General features: G+C 60.4%; 14 protein-coding genes and 1 pseudogene. 10 read left to right on the plus strand and 5 right to left on the minus strand.

Going from position 1 to position 18,312, the window contains the following annotated elements; genetic code table 11:
• Positions 1-400 precede the first annotated feature (400 nt).
• Positions 401-1,345 carry a LysR family transcriptional regulator gene (locus HYI44_RS08835; RefSeq protein WP_225569219.1) on the minus strand — a complete coding sequence of 315 codons (945 nt, stop codon included), beginning with the start codon at positions 1,343-1,345 and terminating at the stop codon, positions 401-403.
• A 165-nt stretch (positions 1,346-1,510) separates the two neighbouring features.
• Here HYI44_RS08835 and HYI44_RS08840 point away from each other — a divergent pair, with 165 nt between their 5' ends.
• From HYI44_RS08840 to HYI44_RS08885, 10 genes are all read left to right on the plus strand, one after another.
• Positions 1,511-3,871, plus strand: a complete 2,361-nt coding sequence (locus HYI44_RS08840) for a TonB-dependent receptor (protein WP_225569220.1) — start codon at positions 1,511-1,513, stop codon at positions 3,869-3,871.
• A gap of 304 nt (positions 3,872-4,175) precedes the next feature.
• A complete protein-coding gene (locus tag HYI44_RS08845) occupies positions 4,176-4,988 on the plus strand; it encodes an energy transducer TonB (protein WP_225569222.1) in 813 nt (270 codons plus the stop codon).
• A 44-nt stretch (positions 4,989-5,032) separates the two neighbouring features.
• Positions 5,033-5,758, plus strand: a complete 726-nt coding sequence (locus HYI44_RS08850; RefSeq protein WP_205893928.1) for a MotA/TolQ/ExbB proton channel family protein — start codon at positions 5,033-5,035, stop codon at positions 5,756-5,758.
• A 1-nt stretch (position 5,759) separates the two neighbouring features.
• Positions 5,760-6,161: an ExbD/TolR family protein gene (locus tag HYI44_RS08855; RefSeq protein ID WP_003220570.1), complete on the plus strand. Its 402-nt coding sequence runs from the start codon at positions 5,760-5,762 to the stop codon at positions 6,159-6,161.
• Positions 6,162-6,417: 256 nt separating this feature from the next.
• Positions 6,418-6,999, plus strand: a complete 582-nt coding sequence (locus HYI44_RS08860) for an alpha/beta hydrolase (protein WP_122840775.1) — start codon at positions 6,418-6,420, stop codon at positions 6,997-6,999.
• 55 nt (positions 7,000-7,054) lie between these two features.
• Entirely contained in the window at positions 7,055-7,996 is a 942-nt protein-coding gene (locus tag HYI44_RS08865; RefSeq protein WP_122840774.1) for a sigma 54-interacting transcriptional regulator, read from the plus strand.
• Between the two features lie 161 nt (positions 7,997-8,157).
• Entirely contained in the window at positions 8,158-8,940 is a 783-nt protein-coding gene (locus tag HYI44_RS08870; RefSeq protein ID WP_045061290.1) for a MetQ/NlpA family ABC transporter substrate-binding protein, read from the plus strand.
• A 280-nt stretch (positions 8,941-9,220) separates the two neighbouring features.
• On the plus strand, positions 9,221-10,324 hold the full coding sequence (locus HYI44_RS08875) for an efflux RND transporter periplasmic adaptor subunit (protein ID WP_122840773.1): 1,104 nt from the start codon (positions 9,221-9,223) through the stop codon (positions 10,322-10,324).
• The gene (locus HYI44_RS08880) at positions 10,321-11,388 is read left to right on the plus strand and encodes an efflux RND transporter periplasmic adaptor subunit (RefSeq protein ID WP_201148536.1); all 1,068 of its coding nucleotides are present in this window, start codon (positions 10,321-10,323) and stop codon (positions 11,386-11,388) included. Before HYI44_RS08875 ends, HYI44_RS08880 begins: the two co-directional genes overlap by 4 nt.
• Positions 11,385-14,438, plus strand: coding sequence for an efflux RND transporter permease subunit (locus tag HYI44_RS08885; RefSeq protein ID WP_225569224.1), 3,054 nt, complete (start codon positions 11,385-11,387; stop codon positions 14,436-14,438). Before HYI44_RS08880 ends, HYI44_RS08885 begins: the two co-directional genes overlap by 4 nt.
• Positions 14,439-14,650: 212 nt before the next feature.
• Here HYI44_RS08885 and HYI44_RS08890 read toward each other — a convergent pair whose 3' ends face one another.
• The 4 genes and pseudogenes from HYI44_RS08890 to HYI44_RS08905 form a co-directional block, all read right to left on the minus strand.
• Positions 14,651-15,280 (minus strand): class I SAM-dependent methyltransferase, encoded by a 630-nt coding sequence (locus HYI44_RS08890; protein WP_225569225.1) that lies wholly within the window; start codon positions 15,278-15,280, stop codon positions 14,651-14,653.
• A 265-nt stretch (positions 15,281-15,545) separates the two neighbouring features.
• Positions 15,546-15,896 (minus strand): annotated as a pseudogene (locus tag HYI44_RS08895) (DUF6124 family protein).
• 659 nt (positions 15,897-16,555) lie between these two features.
• Complete coding sequence (locus tag HYI44_RS08900; RefSeq protein WP_045061295.1) at positions 16,556-17,200, minus strand: methionine ABC transporter permease; 645 nt, start codon at positions 17,198-17,200, stop codon at positions 16,556-16,558.
• Positions 17,190-18,311 (minus strand): methionine ABC transporter ATP-binding protein, encoded by a 1,122-nt coding sequence (locus tag HYI44_RS08905; protein WP_122840768.1) that lies wholly within the window; start codon positions 18,309-18,311, stop codon positions 17,190-17,192. Before HYI44_RS08905 ends, HYI44_RS08900 begins: the two co-directional genes overlap by 11 nt.
• Between the last annotated feature and the right edge of the window lies 1 nt (position 18,312).

The following is an 18,312-nucleotide window of genomic DNA, read 5'->3' on the forward strand; positions in this document are numbered from 1 at the left end:
ATCCCCACAGCTCATTAATGCACCCACCACGGACGGGATCCTCTTGCAGCATCCCCATGTACCCGACTAGGAGTCACGTATATGAGAACACCATGGATCTTGTTAGGCGCTTTGTTTCTCAGCGGTTGTCAGGCTTCGGGTCTCTCTTGGGGGCGCTCGGACCCGGATGCCGGGCCGTGGGCGCTGGGTTTTGTCACGCCGTACTTGATGGGGGGTTGGGTTGAGGACAGCGCCACCGTCGATGTCGATGGGAATCTGTTTCGTAGAATTGGCAGTGGAGGCGCTGCCGGTGGAGGAAAAAACGGCAGTAAAGGAGCTCGTGGCTGGGCAGTAAAGGGGGGAGGTANGATCTACGTGCGCTGGTAATCGCCGGACCGGCCGGACCGCCCTTGTTGGTGTTTCAAACGGCAAGATTTTCCAGCGAATAGACGTCTTCATCCTGCTCATCAACCTCCTTGATCTGCGCGATCATCGCCTCTGCCAGCGGCGATAACCGATACCCCGCGCGGCTGACAATCCCATAGCGCGTGTACATCTCCTCCAGGTCATCAGCCAGCCCCTCGACCTTCAAACACACCAGCTCACCCTTGGCGTGATGCAGCGCATCAGCGTAGGCGCCGACAATGCCGATGGCGTCTGAACGCATCACCACGCTCAGGAGGCTGTAGCTGTTTTCGCACTCCACATTCGGCGTGAAATCCGGGCGGCCGCTGAGGTCGACGATCACCTTGCGCAGGTTCGGCGGGCGGATAGTCACTGCCATCGGATAACTCATCAACTGGGTTGCACTGACGCTGTCGCGGCCCGCCAGTGGATGTCCGACGCGGCAGCAGAAATGCCATTTACGCGGGCGCAGGCGATGGGTCAGGTAAACCGGGTCGGCCTCGAATTGCCGGGTGTCAGCCACAAAAAATTCGAATTCCTCGCTCAACAGACGCTTGCTCAGGCTTTGCCAGTCATCCACCTGAAACTGCACGCGCGCTTTCGGATAGCGGCCAATGAAGCTGCCGATCGCCCTCGGTATCAGCCCCGCCGCCGGCGCCGGGCCGCAACCGAAACGTAGCTCGCCCGCTTCCAGCCCATTGAACTGGTTGATCTCGTTAGCCATCTGCTGCGCCCCGCTGACCAGGCGTCGTGCGTGCTCAAGCAGCACCTGCCCCTGCTTGGTCGGCGCCAGGTCCTTACGTCCGCGATCTACCAGCTGACACCCGACGCTGTGTTCCAGGGCCTGGATGCTGCGGCTGAACGCCGATTGCGAGAGGTTCACGGCCAGCGCGCCGGCGACAAAGCTGCGCTGATCCGCCAGAGCGATGAAGTGACGTAGTTGACGCAAGTCGATATGCATTTTTCACATAAAAAATATCGGGTAAATGCATTGGATATGCATTAGGCCGACTCCTTATAAAGGCTATCTCTTATGCAGTAAAAGTTTGTAAAAACATAAATAAATAACTTTAAAGAATATGCGTCGTTGAAATGTCATTGCGCATTTTTGACCAGGAGCCGCTTCATGAGTCCGTTGAACCTCGCTTCACCCCTTGCCCCCCGACGGCTCAAACGCCTGCCCCTGGCCTTGTTGCTGGCCGGGAGCGCCAGTTGGACCCAGGGTTATGCCGCCGCAACAGCGGACCCTGTACCGGCGCCTGCCAGCAAAGTCACGGCTGACGGTTCACAGCTGGAAACCGTGACCGTCACCACTCGACGCCGCGAAGAAAGTTCGCAGGACGTGCCGACGCCAATGAGTGTGGTCAGCGGCCAGGCGCTGGAGACGCAAAGGGTTTACCGGATCCAGGATTTGCAGCAACTGGTACCCAGCGTCAACGTCGCCTACATGCATGCGCGCCAGTCCAGCGTGTCGATTCGCGGGCTGGGCAACAACCCGGCCAGCGATGGCCTGGAAGGCAGCGTCGGCCTGTACATCGACAACGTTTACCTGGGACGGCCGGGCATGGCGGTCTTCGACCTGATGGACATCGAGCAGCTCGAAGTATTGCGCGGTCCCCAGGGCACGCTGTTCGGCAAGAACACCACGGCCGGCGTCATCAACATCAGCACCCGCGCACCGACGTTCACGCCGGAGCGCAGCATCGAGACGTCGGTGGGCGAGGACGGATACTTCCAGACCAAAGGCACGGTTTCCGGCCCCCTGAATGACCAGCTCGCCGGGCGGTTTTCCGCCTATCGCACCCGCAGCGATGGCGACATCAAAAACGAATTCGATGGACACGACTTGAACGGCGGGTCGCGCGAAGGCTTGCGTGGCCAGCTGCTGTTCAAACCCAATGAATCGTTCAACCTGCGCTGGATCGGTGACTACAACGAAGAAGATTCCAGCGCCGGCACGCGCGTGCTCTACAACACCGGCCCGACCATCAACGGCGTCAACGTCTATCAGGCGCGGGCCAACGCGGCCGGTGCCACACTGGTCAACGGCTCCCACCGCAAGGTCAACCTCGACAACGATCAGCACGTCACAGTGCATCAGGGCGGCACGTCAGTGGAGGCCAACTGGACCCTGCCGAGTGACTTCACGTTGACGTCCATCAGCTCCTATCGCTGGTGGAATTTCACCCCGCGTAACGACGACGGTCTGAACGTCGCGGCGACTTACAACGCCGGGGTTTCCGTGGAAGACAAACAGTACTCCCAGGAATTTCGCCTGGCCTCGCCCAAAGGCGAATTCTTCGATTACGTGCTCGGTGCGTATTACTTCGGCAACGACCTGGACAACAAAACCTTCGCCAATTACGGACCGCAAGCCGACATCTGGAACGGCACGCCAGCCGGTGCACTGGCCAACGTCAACAGCGTCGGTAATGGCCACATCAAGACCGACAGTTTTGCGCTGTTCGCCCAAGGCACCTGGCACCTGAGCGAACGCCTGGACTTCACCGCCGGCGTGCGTGGTACCTATGAGCAGAAAAATGCGTGGGTGACCCGTGACGCGCCAGAGGGCGGTGCGGCAGTGACAGGCGCCGCGGCAACGGCAAGACGCGGTCGCGCCGGGGCCTATGACTCGGGCGATTTGAATCAGTACAGCTCCAGCCCTTCGGGATTGTTGAACCTCAGCTATCGCTTCAACGACGACCTGCTGGGTTACGCCACGTTGTCCCACGGCGAGAAATCGGGGGGTGTGAACCTGGCAGTAGGCTCCGCTCCAACGGCGGGTGCCGACTCGTTGCTGATCGGTACCGAGCGCGCCAACAACGCCGAACTCGGTTTCAAAAGCACGCTGTGGGACCGACGCCTGCAACTCAATGCCAACGTGTTCTGGACCCAGGTCAACGCCTATCAGACCAACGCCTACGACGCTGATAACCGCGTTCAGTACCTGACCAACGCCGGTTCCGTGCGCTCGCGCGGCGTGGAAGTCGAAAGCACGCTGATCCCCTTGCGCGGCCTGACCCTGAACATCAACGGATCGTACAACGATGTCAGTTACCTCTCCTACAAAGATGCGCCGTGCCCGCCTGAAGTCAGCCTGGCACCCGGCGCCCCTGCGTCTTGCGACCTCACGGGACACCAGGTTGTCGGCGCTTCGAAATGGATCGGCAACGCCAACGGCGAATACAAATGGAACCTGAGTAACGGCTTTGAAGAGTACGTCACCGCCAGCTATGCCTTCCGCTCCAAAGCGGTGGGCACGGTGGAAGACTCTGACTACGGCCAGATCCCAAGCTACGCCGTGGTCAACCTGTCTACCGGCCTGCGCGGCGACTTCAAGCAAGGCCAGTGGGATGTCTCGCTGTGGCTGAAAAACGCCTTTGATAAAACCTATTACTCCACCCTCTGGACCGGCGGCAACGGCGGTTATGAAGGCCTGCTCGGCACGCCTCGGACCTTGGGTGTGACCGGCCGTTATGACTTCTGATAACCCGGCAGACCAGCGCCAGTCGCTGATCAATGCTGGAAAAAGGCGCCAAAAACCATGCTTGCAGGGAATGTTTTTAATGCCTGAAAAGCATGGCGAGCCTGCCCGTCGACGGGAGTCCTTGCAGAACAAGGCCTGCAGGCCATCAAAGATTTCGTATATTCGTTTTCGGTCTATCCATAACTTTAAAGATTACTTTAAGAGATAAGCGTCTAGCCCAATGATTCACCCATCGATACGTCGCACGGGGGATGTCGGGTCCGGCCTATCGGGTTATTCGCAAAGAGACCGCAGGAGTAAAGCAATGGGTAATGTCCAGACCGCCGCCAGTGCACAAGAGGTGCTGTGGCGCCAGGGTCCAGGTGGCGAGTTGGTCGACCTCGGCCGGGTACATCGCGTGCCTCTGGGGCAGCAGCGTTTGCAGCGCGCCCCAAGGGGCATCCTCAGCCGCCGGGAAACGATTTTGCTGGGTGTGCTGGCGCTGCTCGTGCACGGTGCGGTGATCTATTGGGTCAACCAGCAGCCGACCGCCGTGTTGCCGGTGGTGCCGCCGGAAATTCCGCCGATGACCATCGAGTTTTCGCAACCGGCACCGCCCGTGGTCGAGCCGCCACCACCACCGCCACCTGTTCAAGAGGTGGTCGAACCACCCCCGCCGGTTGAAGACGAACTGGCAGTGAAACCGCCACCGCCGAAACCGATTCCCAAGCCGAAACCGGTCGCCAAACCGATTCCGAAACCGGTGCCCAAAGCGGTTCAACAACCACCAGCGCCGCCACAGCCGGCCGCGCCTGTTGCGGCCCCGGCGCCCCCCGCTCCCCCTGCGCCAGCACCCGTGACGCCGGCATCGGCCAACGCCGGGTACCTGAAAAACCCAGCGCCGGAATACCCCTCGCTGGCTCAGCGGCGCGGTTGGGAAGGCACGGTGTTGTTACGGGTCCATGTGCTCGCCAGCGGCAAGCCGGGTGAGATCCAGATCCAGAAAAGCAGCGGTCGCGAGGCCCTCGATGAGGCGGCCCTGAGCGCTGTGAAACGCTGGAGTTTCGTGCCCGCCAAGCAGGGTGATGTCGCCCAGGATGGCTGGGTCAGCGTGCCCATCGATTTCAAGATTCATTAAACAGAAACCTATTTCACGCGAAACGTTTACACGAGGAATTCATCATGACGTTATTGGCATCTCCACTTGAGTCCATCGAAAGCGCGGTGATCTGGCTGCTGGTGGTTTTTTCCGTGGCCACCTGGGGCCTGGCCTTGCTCAAGGGCGTGCAGTTTGGCCGCCTGAAAGCGCAGGATCGCAAGTTCCACAAGCAGTTCTGGGCGGCGTCGAGCCTTGATTCAGCGGCGGAGTTGGCCGAGACCCAGCCAGGCGCTGCGGCGCGGGTGGCTCAGGCCGGCTACGCGGCGATCCAGGTCGGTGAAGCGCCACACGCGGCGGATCTGAGCCAGGCGATCAACCATCAGGATCGCCTCGAGCGGGCCCTGCGTCAGCAGATCGTGCGTGAGCGCCGCTCGCTGGAAACCGGGCTGGCAGTGGTGGCAAGTATTGGCAGTACGTCGCCGTTCATTGGTTTGTTCGGCACGGTGTGGGGGATCATGGAAGCGTTGAAAGGCATCAGCGCGGCAGGCTCGGCCAGCCTCGAAACCGTGGCAGGGCCGATTGGCGCGGCACTGGTTGCGACCGGTGTGGGGATCGCCGTCGCGGTGCCGGCAGTACTGGTTTACAACTACTTTTTGCGGCGCCTGAAACTGACGGCGGCGGACCTGGACGACTTCGCCCATGACTTCTACAGCCTGGCGCAAAAGAGCTCGTTCCGTGTGCTGGTCCACCCGACGGCGCACAAGGCTGCTGCGCCGGGCAACGCGCAAAAAGTGAAGGAGGCGTCCTGATATGGCCTTCTCCACGCAAGACAGTGATGAGGTGCTGAGCGAGATCAACGTCACACCGCTGGTAGACGTCATGCTGGTGTTGCTGGTGGTGTTTATCGTCACCGCACCGCTGCTGACTAACGCCATTCCGATCAACCTGCCCAAGACCGAAGCCGTGGCGCCGGTAGAGCAGAAAGATCCACTGGTGGTGAGCATCGATGGCGCCGGCAAGCTGTTTATCAATAAGGATGAAATCCAGCCTGATTTGCTGGAGTTCAACCTAAAGTCGGCCAAGGCCAAGGACCCCGAGGTGCGCGTGCAATTGCAGGCGGATGACGGGGTGAATTACGGCGAAGTGGCGCGGGCGATGGCATCGATTGAACGGGCAGGTATTACCAAGCTATCGGTGATCACCGCTCGCTAACAGATTCAAGTTTTCCGGGGCCGTCTCCTTGGCAGGGTGCGGCCCCTTTTTTTGCTCTGAAAAAACACCTCGCAGGAGCTGCCGCAGGCTGCGATTTTTTTGTCTTTTACAAACAAGATCAAAAGATCGCAGCCTGCGGCAGCTCCTACGGTGTTATTCGATAGTGATCTTAATAAATAGCTTCTTATTCCTTAACGGATATAACTCTACTCCCTATACTCGTTCAGGAACAGACACGCAGCAGGAGAGTTCCCCCATGCGCAACGAATCAATTCGCTACCTGATTGTGCCGGGCTGGCAAGGATCGCCAGATGATCATTGGCAGAGCCACTGGCAGAACAGTTTGCCGAACAGCGCACGGGTGGAGCAGGCCGACTGGCTGACGCCCCGTCGTGAGGACTGGGTCGCGGCGCTGGCCGAGGCGATTGCTGCGGACAGTACGCCGGTTATCCTGATTGCTCACAGCCTGGGCTGCATCACGGTCGCCCATTGGGCGGCTGCCGCGCCCGTGCAGTTTTTGCGTCAGGTGCGCGGCGCGTTGCTCGTCGCTCCGGCAGACGTGGAGCGTCCGGCCTGCGTGCCCGCCTTGCGCAACTTCGCACCGATTCCGACCGACCTGCTGCCGTTTCCGAGTCAGGTCGTCAGCTCCGACAACGACAGTGCCGTCAGTGCCCCGCGAGCGCTGGAACTGGCGCGTAACTGGGGCGCCGAGGCGGGGATCCTGGCGGGGGCAGGGCACATCAATGTGAAGTCCGGCCACCAGCGCTGGGAGCAGGGTTTTGCCTACCTGTATCGCCTGCAGAACCGTATGGAACATCACGCCCTGCGTCGCGCCTGATTTTTCCTCTTTTTTAACGCCCCCGCCCTACGGCGGTTTTGGGCGGGAGTCTGCCATGAGTTTTGAAGCCTTCGGTCAGCCGCTGCTGACCTTCCCCGACGCAGAAAAAAGCCCGCTGAGTATCCGCGCCAAGGCGCTGGTGTTTGTCGATCCACGCTCGCGGCAGTTGCGCCAAGAGCTCGAGCAATTGGCGCCGCGTGCGATTTGCGTGCTGATTCGTGGCGAGACCGGTAGCGGCAAGGAGCTGCTGGCGCGGCACATCCATCGCGCCAGCGATCGCAGCGGGCTTTTCGTGTCGGTCAATTGCGGTGCAATCAGCCCGACCTATGCGGATGCCGAATTGTTCGGTTACGCCGCCGGCAGCTACACCGGGGCAGCGAGCAGCCGCGCGGGCTGGTTTGGGTCGGCGAACGGCGGCACCTTGTACCTGGATGAGATCGGCGACCTGCCGCTGCCTATTCAGATCAAATTGCTGGCGGCCCTGGAAAATCATGAGGTCACTCGTGTGGGCGCTCATCAGCCAAGCCCGGTGGACGTGCGATTGGTGGCCGCCACCAGCATTGACCTGGCGCAAGCCGTAGCTGCCGGGAAATTCCACGAACGTTTGTATCACTACCTCAGCGAAGGCCAGCTGGAGCTACCGGCGTTACGTGATCGAGTGGGCGATATTCTGTCATTGTCCGAATACTTCCTCGGCATCTATAGCCAGCGCCTGGACTTGCCGGTGCCGTTGATCAGCGAGGCGGCGCAGCAAGTGCTGGAGCAGCACAGTTGGCCGGGCAATACCCGGGAGCTGGAGAACGTTATTCATTTCGCGTTGCTGGTGAGTACGGGCGACGAGATTCTGCCGGAGCATTTGAATTTGCCGACGGTGCCGAGTGCGCTTGAGCAAATTGAACGGCAGCTCAGGCATGTTCTCGCAAAGGGTTCCGATAACGAGAAGGCTGCCTTGAAGCTATTGCTCCAGCAAAGCGGGCTCCTACAGAAAAGTGCGTGATTTCCTGTATGAACAAAATGGAATATCAAAGTGAATAAAAGATATTGTTAAGGAATAAAAAATCCCGGTATTGTCCGCGTCACGCCAGCGGTAGCACTTCACTGGCACTCGTACTCTTAGCCGTCGTCGATGACGATCGCGATTTTCGATAAGGACACTGCATGAAAAAGGTTCTGTTGTTCACCGCATTGGCGGCTGCCCTGACCGCGGGCCTGGCCCAGGCCGGCGAAAAACTGGTAGTGGCGGCGACTCCGGTTCCACACGCCGAGATTCTGGAACTGATCAAGCCGACCCTCGCCAAAGAAGGCGTGGACCTGGAAATCAAGGTCTTCACCGACTACGTTCAACCCAACGTACAAGTCGATCAGAAGCGTCTGGACGCCAACTACTTCCAGACCCTGCCGTACCTGAACAGCTTCAACGAAGGCAAAGGCACTAACCTGGTGACCGTGATCGGCGTGCACGTCGAACCGTTCGGTGGCTACTCCAAGAAGGTCAAAAGCCTGGCTGAACTGAAAGACGGCGCGACCATCGCTATCCCGAACGAAGGCAGCAACAGCGGCCGTGCCCTGATCCTGCTGCAGAAGGCTGGCCTGATCGAGTTGAAAGACCCGAAAAACGCTCTGGCCACCCCGAAGGACATTGCCAAGAACCCGCATAACTTCAAGTTCAAGGAACTCGAATCGGCCATGCTGCCGCGGGTTCTGGATCAGGTCGATCTGGACATGATCAACACCAACTACGCGCTGGAAGCCGGCCTGAATCCGGCTAAAGACGCCCTGGTCATCGAAGGTGCCGATTCGCCTTACGTGAACTTCCTGGTGGCCCGTCCGGACAACAAGGACAGCGTTGCCATTCAGAAGCTGGCCAAGGCGTTGACCAGTCCTGAAGTGAAAGCTTTCATTGCGAAGAAATACAGCGGCGCGGTACTGCCTGCGTTCTGATTTGTCCGCTAACCGCATTACGGTTGCAAACGCCGACGGCTGATAGAGCGTCGGCGTTTTTTTATGCCCCCGAAAAGCATCTCTGACAGGTGTCAGCCATTGGATTTGAGTGCGGGAATGGACATCGGGCCTTCAACCCGGTGCTGATGCGGTTCAACAGCCCGGCGCGGCAGTAGCATAATCGGTTTATTTGACGCCCATCAGAGGCACCCTTGGAACCCTGTTCTAAGCTCACAGTCGTATCGACATTCGCACGCCCGTACTACGCAAAGGAGTCTGCATGGCTGGTCCTGGAATAAAACTGGTGGTTGGGCTGAGCCTGTTGGCTTTGCTGACTGCCTGCGGTGACGAAAAACCGGTCGAGAAGGACCGCCCGCGGGTGTTCGTGCAAGAGGTCAAACCGGCGGATTACGCGGCCTCGGTGACCCTGACGGGGGATGTCCAGGCACGGGTGCAGACCGAACTTTCGTTTCGGGTCGGCGGCAAGATCATCCAGCGCATGGTCGATGTCGGGGACCGCGTGACGGCTAGGCAAGTGTTGGCCAAGCTGGACCCCAAGGACCTGCAGACCAATGTCGACTCGGCGCAGGCCCAGGTCACCGCCGAACAGGCGCGGGTCAAACAGACTGCTGCGGCATTCGTGCGCCAGCAAAAGCTCCTGCCCAAGGGTTACACCAGCCAAAGCGAATACGATTCCGCCCAGGCCGCCTTACGCAGCAGCCAGAGCGCGTTGACGGCCGCCCAGGCTCAGTTGGCCAATGCGCGTGAACAACTGAGCTACACCTCGTTGATCGCTGACGCACCGGGCGTCATTACTGCGCGCCAGGCTGAAGTCGGCCAGGTGGTGCAGGCCACGGTGCCGATTTTCAGCCTGGCCCGGGATGGCGAGCGCGATGCGGTGTTCAACGTCTATGAATCGCTGCTGACCGAAGCCCCGGAAGACAAGACGGTGGTCGTCAGCCTGCTGGACAACCCGGCAATCAAGACCACCGGCACCGTTCGCGAAGTCACGCCTGCGGTCTCTGCACAAACCGGCACCGTACAGGTCAAGGTCACGCTTCATGGTTTGCCTGATGGCATGCAATTGGGTTCTGTGGTGAGTGCCACGGCCAAGACCCCGGGCAAGTCTGCCGTGGTGCTGCCGTGGTCGGCGCTGACCAAAAACATCAGCGAGCCTGCCGTATGGCGAGTGGACGGTGAGGGCAAGGCGCAACTGCACACGGTCACTGTCGGCCGATACCTGACCGGTAAAGTCATCATCAGCGACGGCTTGAATGCGGGCGACAAAGTCATCATCGCCGGCGGGCAATTGTTGCACCCTGGGGTAAAAGTGGAAATCGCCGAGAACACCTACAAGGATCTGGAAGTGGGGAACCAGCCATGAAGCGCCTGTTGCTGGTAATGGCCGGGGTCATGTTGGCAGCCTGCTCGAAGAAAGAGCCACCGCCGGAGCCGGTGCGCCCGGTGTTGTCGATCAAGGTCCAGGCGCTCAACGAGGAAACCCTCGGTCGCTTCGCCGGCAGTATCCAGGCGCGCTACGAGAGTAACGTCGGGTTCCGCGTGCCCGGGCGCATCGCCAGCCGTAATGTGGATGTCGGCGCCGAAGTCGAGAAAGGCGCTTTGCTCGCCACGCTCGACCCCACGGATCAGCAGAACCAGTTGCGCGCTGCCCAGGGTGATCTGGCGAAGATCCAGGCCCAGCTCATCAACGCCCAGGCCAATGCCCGGCGCCAGCAGGAGCTGTTCAATCGCGGCGTCGGCGCGCAGGCTCAGCTGGACATTGCCCAGACCGACCTGAAAACCACCCAGGCGTCCCTTGATCAAGCCAAGGCCGCCGTCAATCAGGCCAAGGACCAACTCGGCTACGTCGAGCTGCGCACCGATCACAGGGCCATCGTCACCGCTTGGAATGCCGAAGCAGGCCAGGTCGTCACCGCAGGTCAGCAAGTGGTCACACTGGCCCAACCGGATATCAAGGAGGCAGTGATTGACCTGCCGGACACCCTGGTCGACCAGTTGCCACCGGACGTGGTGTTCCAGGTGGCCTCGCAGCTGGACCCGAGTATCACCAGCACCGCCATCGTTCGCGAAATCGAACCTCAGGCGCAGAGCGCAACCCGCACCCGGCGCGCGCGCCTGACCCTGGCCGATTCACCCCCTGGCTTTCGCCTGGGCACGGCCATCAGCGTGACGCTCAGTTCGGCGATCAAGCCGCGTATCGAATTGCCGGTCACCGCCTTGCAGGAAGTCGATGGCAAGACGCGAATCTGGGTGATCGATGCACAAAGCCAAACCGTTTCCCCGCGAGACGTCAATGTGATCAGCCGTACGGACGACTCGGTGGTGCTGGCCGATGGCGTGAAATCTGGTGAGCGTGTGGTCAGTGCCGGCGTGAACAGCCTGAAGCCCGGGCAAAAAGTGAAAATCGACGAGGAAAGCCCACAATGAAAGGGAGTTTCAATTTATCCGAATGGGCCCTCAAGCATCAGTCGTTTGTCTGGTATCTGATGTTCGTCGCGCTGCTGATGGGCGTGTTCTCCTACATGAACCTGGGCCGCGAGGAAGACCCCTCGTTCACCATCAAGACCATGGTCATCCAGACCAACTGGCCGGGTGCGACCCAGGAGGAAACCCTCAAGCAGGTCACTGACCGCATCGAGAAAAAACTCGAAGAGCTTGATTCCCTCGACTACGTCAAAAGCTACACCCGGCCCGGCGAATCCACGGTGTTCGTCTACCTGCGCGACACCACCAGTGCCAAAGACATCCCGGAAATCTGGTACCAGGTGCGCAAAAAGATCAACGACATCCGCGGTGATTTTCCGCAGGGTATTCAAGGGCCGGGATTCAACGACGAGTTCGGTGATGTGTTCGGCTCGGTGTACGCCTTCACCTCTGATGGTTTGTCGCTGCGCCAGCTGCGCGATTACGTCGAGCAGGTCCGCGCGCAGATCCGCGACGTGCCGGGGTTGGGCAAGGTCGAAATGGTGGGCGAGCAGGACGAAGTGATTTACCTGAACTTCTCCACGCGCAAACTCGCGGCCCTGGGCATCGATCAGCGCCAGGTGGTGCAGAGCCTGCAATCACAGAACGCGGTGACGCCTGCCGGTGTGATCGAGGCAGGCCCTGAGCGGATTTCGGTGCGCACGTCCGGCCAGTTCGCTTCGGAAAAAGACCTGGCTGACGTCAATCTCAAGCTCAACGATCGTTTCTATCGCCTGGCTGACATCGCGGACATAAGCCGCGGCTACGTCGACCCGGCGACGCCCGAATTCCGTTTTAATGGCCAGACCGCCATCGGCCTGGCCATCGCCATGAAGAAGGGTGGCAACATCCAGGAGTTCGGCAAGGCCCTGCATCAACGCATGGAAGAACTGACCGCTGACCTGCCGGTCGGCGTGGGCGTTCACAGCGTCTCCGACCAGGCCGAAGTGGTAGAAAAAGCCGTCGGCGGTTTCACCAGCGCATTGTTCGAGGCGGTGGTCATCGTGCTGATCGTCAGCTTCATCAGCCTCGGCGTGCGTGCCGGGCTGGTGGTGGCGTGTTCGATTCCGCTGGTGCTGGCGATGGTCTTCGTCTTCATGGAGTACAGCGGTATCACCATGCAGCGGATTTCCCTGGGCGCCTTGATCATCGCCCTTGGCCTGCTGGTGGACGACGCCATGATCACGGTGGAGATGATGGTCACGCGCCTGGAGATGGGCGAAACCAAGGAGCAGGCGGCGACCTTCGCCTATACCTCTACGGCTTTCCCGATGCTCACCGGTACGCTGGTAACCGTAGCCGGCTTCGTGCCGATCGGCCTCAACGCCAGCTCGGCGGGTGAGTACACCTTCACGCTGTTCGCGGTGATCGCGGTAGCGATGCTGGTGTCATGGGTGGTGGCGGTGCTGTTTGCCCCGGTGATCGGCGTGCATATTCTCAGTGCCAATGTGAAGCCGCACAACGCCGAACCCGGCCGTATCGGGCGGGCGTTCAATGGCGGCATGTTGTGGGCCATGCGCAATCGCTGGTGGGCGATCGGCATCACCATTGCGCTGTTCGCGGCGTCGGTGTTCTGCATGCAATTCGTGCAGAACCAGTTCTTCCCGTCCTCGGACCGTCCGGAAATTCTCGTCGACCTGAACCTGCCGCAAAACGCTTCCATCGCCGAAACCCGCAAGGCGGTGAACAAGCTCGAAGAAACGCTCAAGGGCGACCCGGATATCGTGCGCTGGAGCACGTATATCGGCGAAGGTGCGATCCGTTTCTACCTGCCCCTCGACCAGCAATTGCAGAACCCGTACTACGCGCAACTGGTCATCGTCAGCAAGGGCCTGGAGTCGCGCGAGGCCCTGAGCCAGCGCTTGCGTGAACGCCTGCGTAAGGATTTCGTCGGCATCGGCAGCTACGTCCAGGCCCTGGAAATGGGCCCGCCGGTCGGGCGGCCGATCCAGTACCGGGTTAGCGGCAAGGACATCGATCAAGTACGCAAGCATGCGATCGCGCTGGCCACCGAGCTGGACAAGAATTCGCACATTGGCGAGATCATTTACGACTGGAACGAGCCGGGTAAAGTCCTGCGCATCGACATCGCCCAGGACAAGGCACGGCAGCTGGGGCTGTCCTCGGAAGACGTGGCCAACCTGATGAACAGCATCGTAGTGGGCGCCCCCGTGACCCAGGTAGATGACGATATCTATCTGATCAACGTGGTGGGACGCGCAGTGGACGCCGAACGCGGCACGCCGGAGACCCTGCAGAACCTGCAGATCGTGACGTCCAGTGGTACGTCGATTCCGCTGCTGTCGTTCGCCACCGTGCGCTATGAACTTGAGCAGCCGCTGGTGTGGCGTCGCGATCGCAAGCCGACCATCACCATCAAGGCGGCGGTGAGGGACGAGATTCAGCCCACCGACCTGGTCAAGCAACTCAAGCCGGCCATCGAGCAGTTCGCCTCGACATTGCCGGTCGGCTACAAGGTCGCCACCGGTGGTACGGTCGAGGAAAGCGGCAAGGCCCAGGGCCCGATCGCCAAGGTCGTGCCGCTGATGCTGTTCCTGATGGCGACGTTCCTGATGATCCAGTTGCACAGCGTGCAGAAGCTGTTTCTGGTGGCCAGCGTCGCGCCGCTCGGATTGATCGGCGTGGTACTGGCGCTGATCCCCACCGGCACGCCCATGGGTTTCGTGGCGATCCTGGGGATTCTTGCGCTGATCGGTATCATCATCCGTAACTCGGTGATCCTGGTGACGCAGATCGAGGCTTTTGAGAAAGACGGCTACTCGCCGTGGGACTCGGTAGTGCAAGCCACGGAGCATCGGCGCCGGCCGATTCTGCTCACGGCAGCGGCAGCGAGCCTGGGGATGATCCCGATTGCCCGGGAAGTATTCTGGGGGCCCATGGCCTACGCGATGATTGGCGGGATCATCATTGCGACCTTGCTGACGCTGCTGTTTTTGCCGGCACTGTATGTGGCCTGGTACAAGATTCGCGAGCCGAAACCGGAAGCGCAGTAAAGCGAGCGCTCCGCGCTCATCGCGGGCAAGCCCGCTCCCACAGGTATCAGGGAGGATCACACAATTTGTGGTCCTGCCTTAATGCACAGGTATCAGGGAGGATCACAATTTGTGGTCCTGCCTTAATGCACAGGTATCAGGGAGGATCACAATTTGTGGTCCGACCTGAATCACTGTGGGAGCGGGCTTGCCCGCGATGGCGTCCTGCCAGATTACCCGGGCTTACGCCACACACTCGCCAACCACGGCTGCTGCTCCTGCGGCAGCCCTGCCGGGCGATAGTAATGCTCCAACTCCACAAACCCCGCCTCGGCCAGCAATTGCTGCCACGCCTGCCAGTCGTGATAGGCCCCATACCGCGGCCCGTTCCAACCTTCCTCGTTCTCCCCGCGAGGATTTGAGCTGAACAACACGCCACCTGGCTTCAACGCCCCGCGCAACTCCTTCAGCACCCTCGGCAGCTCCTGGCGCGGGATGTGAAACAGCACGGCATTGGCAAAAATCCCGTCAAAGCGTTCACCGGGCAAATCCAGCTTCAGAAAGTCCTGCTGCCAGACCTCACAGCCACTGTCTGCACGGGCCATCTGCGCGAACTGCTCCGAGCCGTCCAGGCCCACAGCCGTGTGGCCCATGCGGGAAAACGTCTGCAGATCGCGCCCCGGGCCACAGCCGAAATCGAGAATGTCGAAAGGCGCGCTACCCTGGATATGCCGCAGCAGAGCGTCGATATTCTGGCTGACATCATGATCGCGAGTGCCTTCGCGAAACCCCTCGGCCACCGAGTTGTAATGGCCCAGGGTGGTGGCGGTGATTTTTTCCAGGTCGTCAGGGGTCTGCTTCATGGTGGGCTGCGCGGCAATGGGGATGCGCCAAATATACGCCATCAGGCTGGTGGCTGCCGCGCAGCCATTCGCGAGCAAGCCGCATTCTCTGTAGGAGCGAGCGTGCTCGCGAAAAATTCAAGAACGACGCGTGCATTCTGTAAGCCCGCGTAATCGTTGACGTCCATCGCGAGCAAGCTCGCTCCTACAGTGATTCTGTGTGCGCCGCACAACCTTGTGGGAGCGAGCTTGCTCGCGAAGGCGGCCTCAAGCAAAACCCGTCAAGTCAGTCTTTCGCCTGATTCATCCCCAGACAATCAATCGACCGGTCAACCATCGCCTTGGCGATCTCCAGCAAATGCCAAATCGAATACACCATGGCTCGGTCGGCACCCTTGAGGTGGTCGCCACACTGATAGGCCGTGACCGATGCGCACCGCAACAAATCGGCGATGTAGAGCTGGGTGTCTTCAAAGCTTACATCGTTGCTGACGTTGTAGAACCTGAGCTCATCGGGAGCCGACGGTTATTCGCCGGCCAGGTAGAAATCGATGGCACGGTAGAGTGCGGAGCGGTCTCTTTGGAGGTCATCGTTCCTGGTTGCATTGGAGGGTGGATCGGGGACAGGCTTTTTCATCCGCGTTGCTCCTATTGACACGTGGGAGCCGACACTTCTCGCCTACTAAAACGAGGGTGGCAGCTGTGCGCAGGTTAGTAGACCGGTCAATAGGAAACCCGGCGCACCCGGAGGTGCCCCACGCACAGCCGCCATATTCAATACCCGGCAAAAAATGCCGGCATGAGCATGGGACGCTATGCACCTATTGTTCGGGCTACTAAACCCGGTCACTGATGAGCAGTGACGGGCCGAGATTAGACACGGAAATCAGTAGGCGCAAGCGGGCGAAATAATCTAGGAAATTTCCTGCAAAGGGAAGGGAACATGCGTGTAGGAACGCTGATTTTTCTGTCAGAAATCTTCCCGGTTTGTAGCGTTTTTCCGATCGCCAGGATCGCAGCCTTCGGCAGCTCCTACCGGGGACGTGGTCATCCACAACATCCTCGGTGAACATCTATCCCTGTAGGAGCTGCCGCAGGCTGCGATCTTTTGATCTTGATTCAGCACTTGTTCAAGCCCCGCGAATTCCCGGTTTGCAGCGTTTTTCCGATCTCCAGGATCGCAGCCTTCGGCAGCTCCTACAGGAGCGTGGTGATCCGCACATCCTCGGTGAACATCTATCACTGTAGGAGCTGCCGTAGGCTCGGGCCGCGATCGGACGATCTTTTGATCTTGATTCAGCGCTTGTTCAACCCCCGCGCCAGGCGATCCCCGCCCAGCTGGATAATCGCCACCAAGACCACCAGCAGCACGATCACCGTCAACATGATCTGGCTGTCAAAGCGCTGATAGCCGTACCGATACGCGATGTCACCCAGCCCACCGGCACCGATCGCGCCGGCCATCGCCGATGAGTTGATCATGGTGACCAGGGTGATGGTGAACCCGCCAACAATCCCCGGCAGCGCTTCAGGCAACAGCACGTGCCAGACAATGTGCCAGCGCCGGCAGCCCATCGCTTGCGCCGCTTCGATCAGCCCATGATCCACCTCGCGCAGGCTGACCTCGGCAATGCGCGCGAAGAATGGCGTGGCGGCAATCGTCAGGGGCACTACGGCCGCCCAGACACCGTAGGTGGTGCCGACGATCAGCCGGGTGAATGGAATCAGGGCCACCATCAGAATCAGGAACGGGATCGAGCGAAACAGGTTCACGAACGCGCCCAATGCACGGTTGAGCGCCGGCGCTTCGTAGATGCCGCCCTTGGCGCTGGTGACCAGAATGACCGCCAGCGGAATGCCCGCCAGCAGCGCGATCAATGACGAGACACCCACCATCAGGAAGGTGTCGATAAAGCCTTGCAGCAAGCGATCAAACCACATAGCCAAGCACCTCTACCTGTTGCGCCCATTGCCCGGCGCGTTGGCGCAGTTGCTGAGCGCCCAGAGACGAGCCTGACACCGCCAGCAGCAGTTGCCCCAGGGCATGTCCCTGAATCCGTTCCACACCACCTTGCAGCAGGCGCACTCGACCGCCGAGTGCGCTGAACAGCGCAGCCAGGTCGGGCTCGTCGGTGGCGCTGCCGGTGAACTGCAGACGCAGCACCACCGCTGCATCCGGCGATGGTGGTTGCGGCTGCAAACGGCTTTGCAGTTCCTGCGGCAAGGTGTGTTGCAGCGGCGCAAGCAGGGTCTTGCTGACTTCGTGCTGCGGGTTGCCAAACACTTCCCAGACCGGGCCCTGCTCGACGATGTGTCCATGCTCCAGCACCACGACGCGGTCGCAGATGTCGCGGATCACCGCCATCTCGTGGGTGATCAGCACGATGGTCAGGCCCAGGCGCTGATTGATCTCGCGCAGCAGGCCGAGGATCGATTGGGTGGTCTCCGGGTCCAGTGCCGAGGTGGCTTCGTCGCACAGCAGAATCTGCGGGTCGTGCACCAGGGCCCGGGCGATGCCGACTCGCTGTTTCTGCCCCCCGGACAACTGTGCCGGGTAGGCCTTGTGCTTGCCTTCCAGGCCGACCAGCTCCAGCAGTTCGCGCACTTTGCGCTCGCGTTTTTCCTTCGGTACACCCGCCACTTTCAGCGGCAACTCGACGTTCTGCCACACCGTCTTGGCGGACATCAGGTTGAAATGCTGGAAGATCATGCCGATGCGTCGCCGCAGCGCCACCAGGCGGTCTTCATCGAACTCGCCGATGTCGACCTGATCAATCAGCACCCGCCCGCTACTCGGTTGTTCGAGGCGGTTGATGGTGCGGATCAGCGACGATTTGCCGGCGCCGCTGCGGCCGATGATGCCGAATACTTCGCCGCGCTGGATCGCCAGGTCGATGCCGTGCAGGGCCGCAACCGGACCCTGCTGGCCATTGTAGGTTTTGCCCAGGCCAACGAAGCGCACGTGGGCGCGGTTCAGTTCCGGGTGCAGTTGGGCTTGTTGCGCATTACGTTGCTCTGGAATATCCAGTCGCAGCTGGGTGGCAGCGCTCATG

Origin of the sequence: Pseudomonas sp. Y24-6 (assembly GCF_020295325.1) — a bacterium.
GTDB lineage: Bacteria > Pseudomonadota > Gammaproteobacteria > Pseudomonadales > Pseudomonadaceae > Aquipseudomonas > Aquipseudomonas gregormendelii.

Bases quoted from the DNA above. Each gene is read 5' to 3' on its own strand.
- HYI44_RS08835 (WP_225569219.1), bottom strand. From the start codon at position 1,345: ATGCATATCGACTTGCGTCAACTACGTCACTTCATCGCTCTGGCGGAT.
- HYI44_RS08840 (WP_225569220.1), top strand. From the start codon at position 1,511: ATGAGTCCGTTGAACCTCGCTTCACCCCTTGCCCCCCGACGGCTCAAA.
- HYI44_RS08845 (WP_225569222.1), top strand. From the start codon at position 4,176: ATGGGTAATGTCCAGACCGCCGCCAGTGCACAAGAGGTGCTGTGGCGC.
- HYI44_RS08850 (WP_205893928.1), top strand. From the start codon at position 5,033: ATGACGTTATTGGCATCTCCACTTGAGTCCATCGAAAGCGCGGTGATC.
- HYI44_RS08855 (WP_003220570.1), top strand. From the start codon at position 5,760: ATGGCCTTCTCCACGCAAGACAGTGATGAGGTGCTGAGCGAGATCAAC.
- HYI44_RS08860 (WP_122840775.1), top strand. From the start codon at position 6,418: ATGCGCAACGAATCAATTCGCTACCTGATTGTGCCGGGCTGGCAAGGA.
- HYI44_RS08865 (WP_122840774.1), top strand. From the start codon at position 7,055: ATGAGTTTTGAAGCCTTCGGTCAGCCGCTGCTGACCTTCCCCGACGCA.
- HYI44_RS08870 (WP_045061290.1), top strand. From the start codon at position 8,158: ATGAAAAAGGTTCTGTTGTTCACCGCATTGGCGGCTGCCCTGACCGCG.
- HYI44_RS08875 (WP_122840773.1), top strand. From the start codon at position 9,221: ATGGCTGGTCCTGGAATAAAACTGGTGGTTGGGCTGAGCCTGTTGGCT.
- HYI44_RS08880 (WP_201148536.1), top strand. From the start codon at position 10,321: ATGAAGCGCCTGTTGCTGGTAATGGCCGGGGTCATGTTGGCAGCCTGC.
- HYI44_RS08885 (WP_225569224.1), top strand. From the start codon at position 11,385: ATGAAAGGGAGTTTCAATTTATCCGAATGGGCCCTCAAGCATCAGTCG.
- HYI44_RS08890 (WP_225569225.1), bottom strand. From the start codon at position 15,280: ATGAAGCAGACCCCTGACGACCTGGAAAAAATCACCGCCACCACCCTG.
- HYI44_RS08900 (WP_045061295.1), bottom strand. From the start codon at position 17,200: ATGTGGTTTGATCGCTTGCTGCAAGGCTTTATCGACACCTTCCTGATG.
- HYI44_RS08905 (WP_122840768.1), bottom strand. From the start codon at position 18,311: ATGAGCGCTGCCACCCAGCTGCGACTGGATATTCCAGAGCAACGTAAT.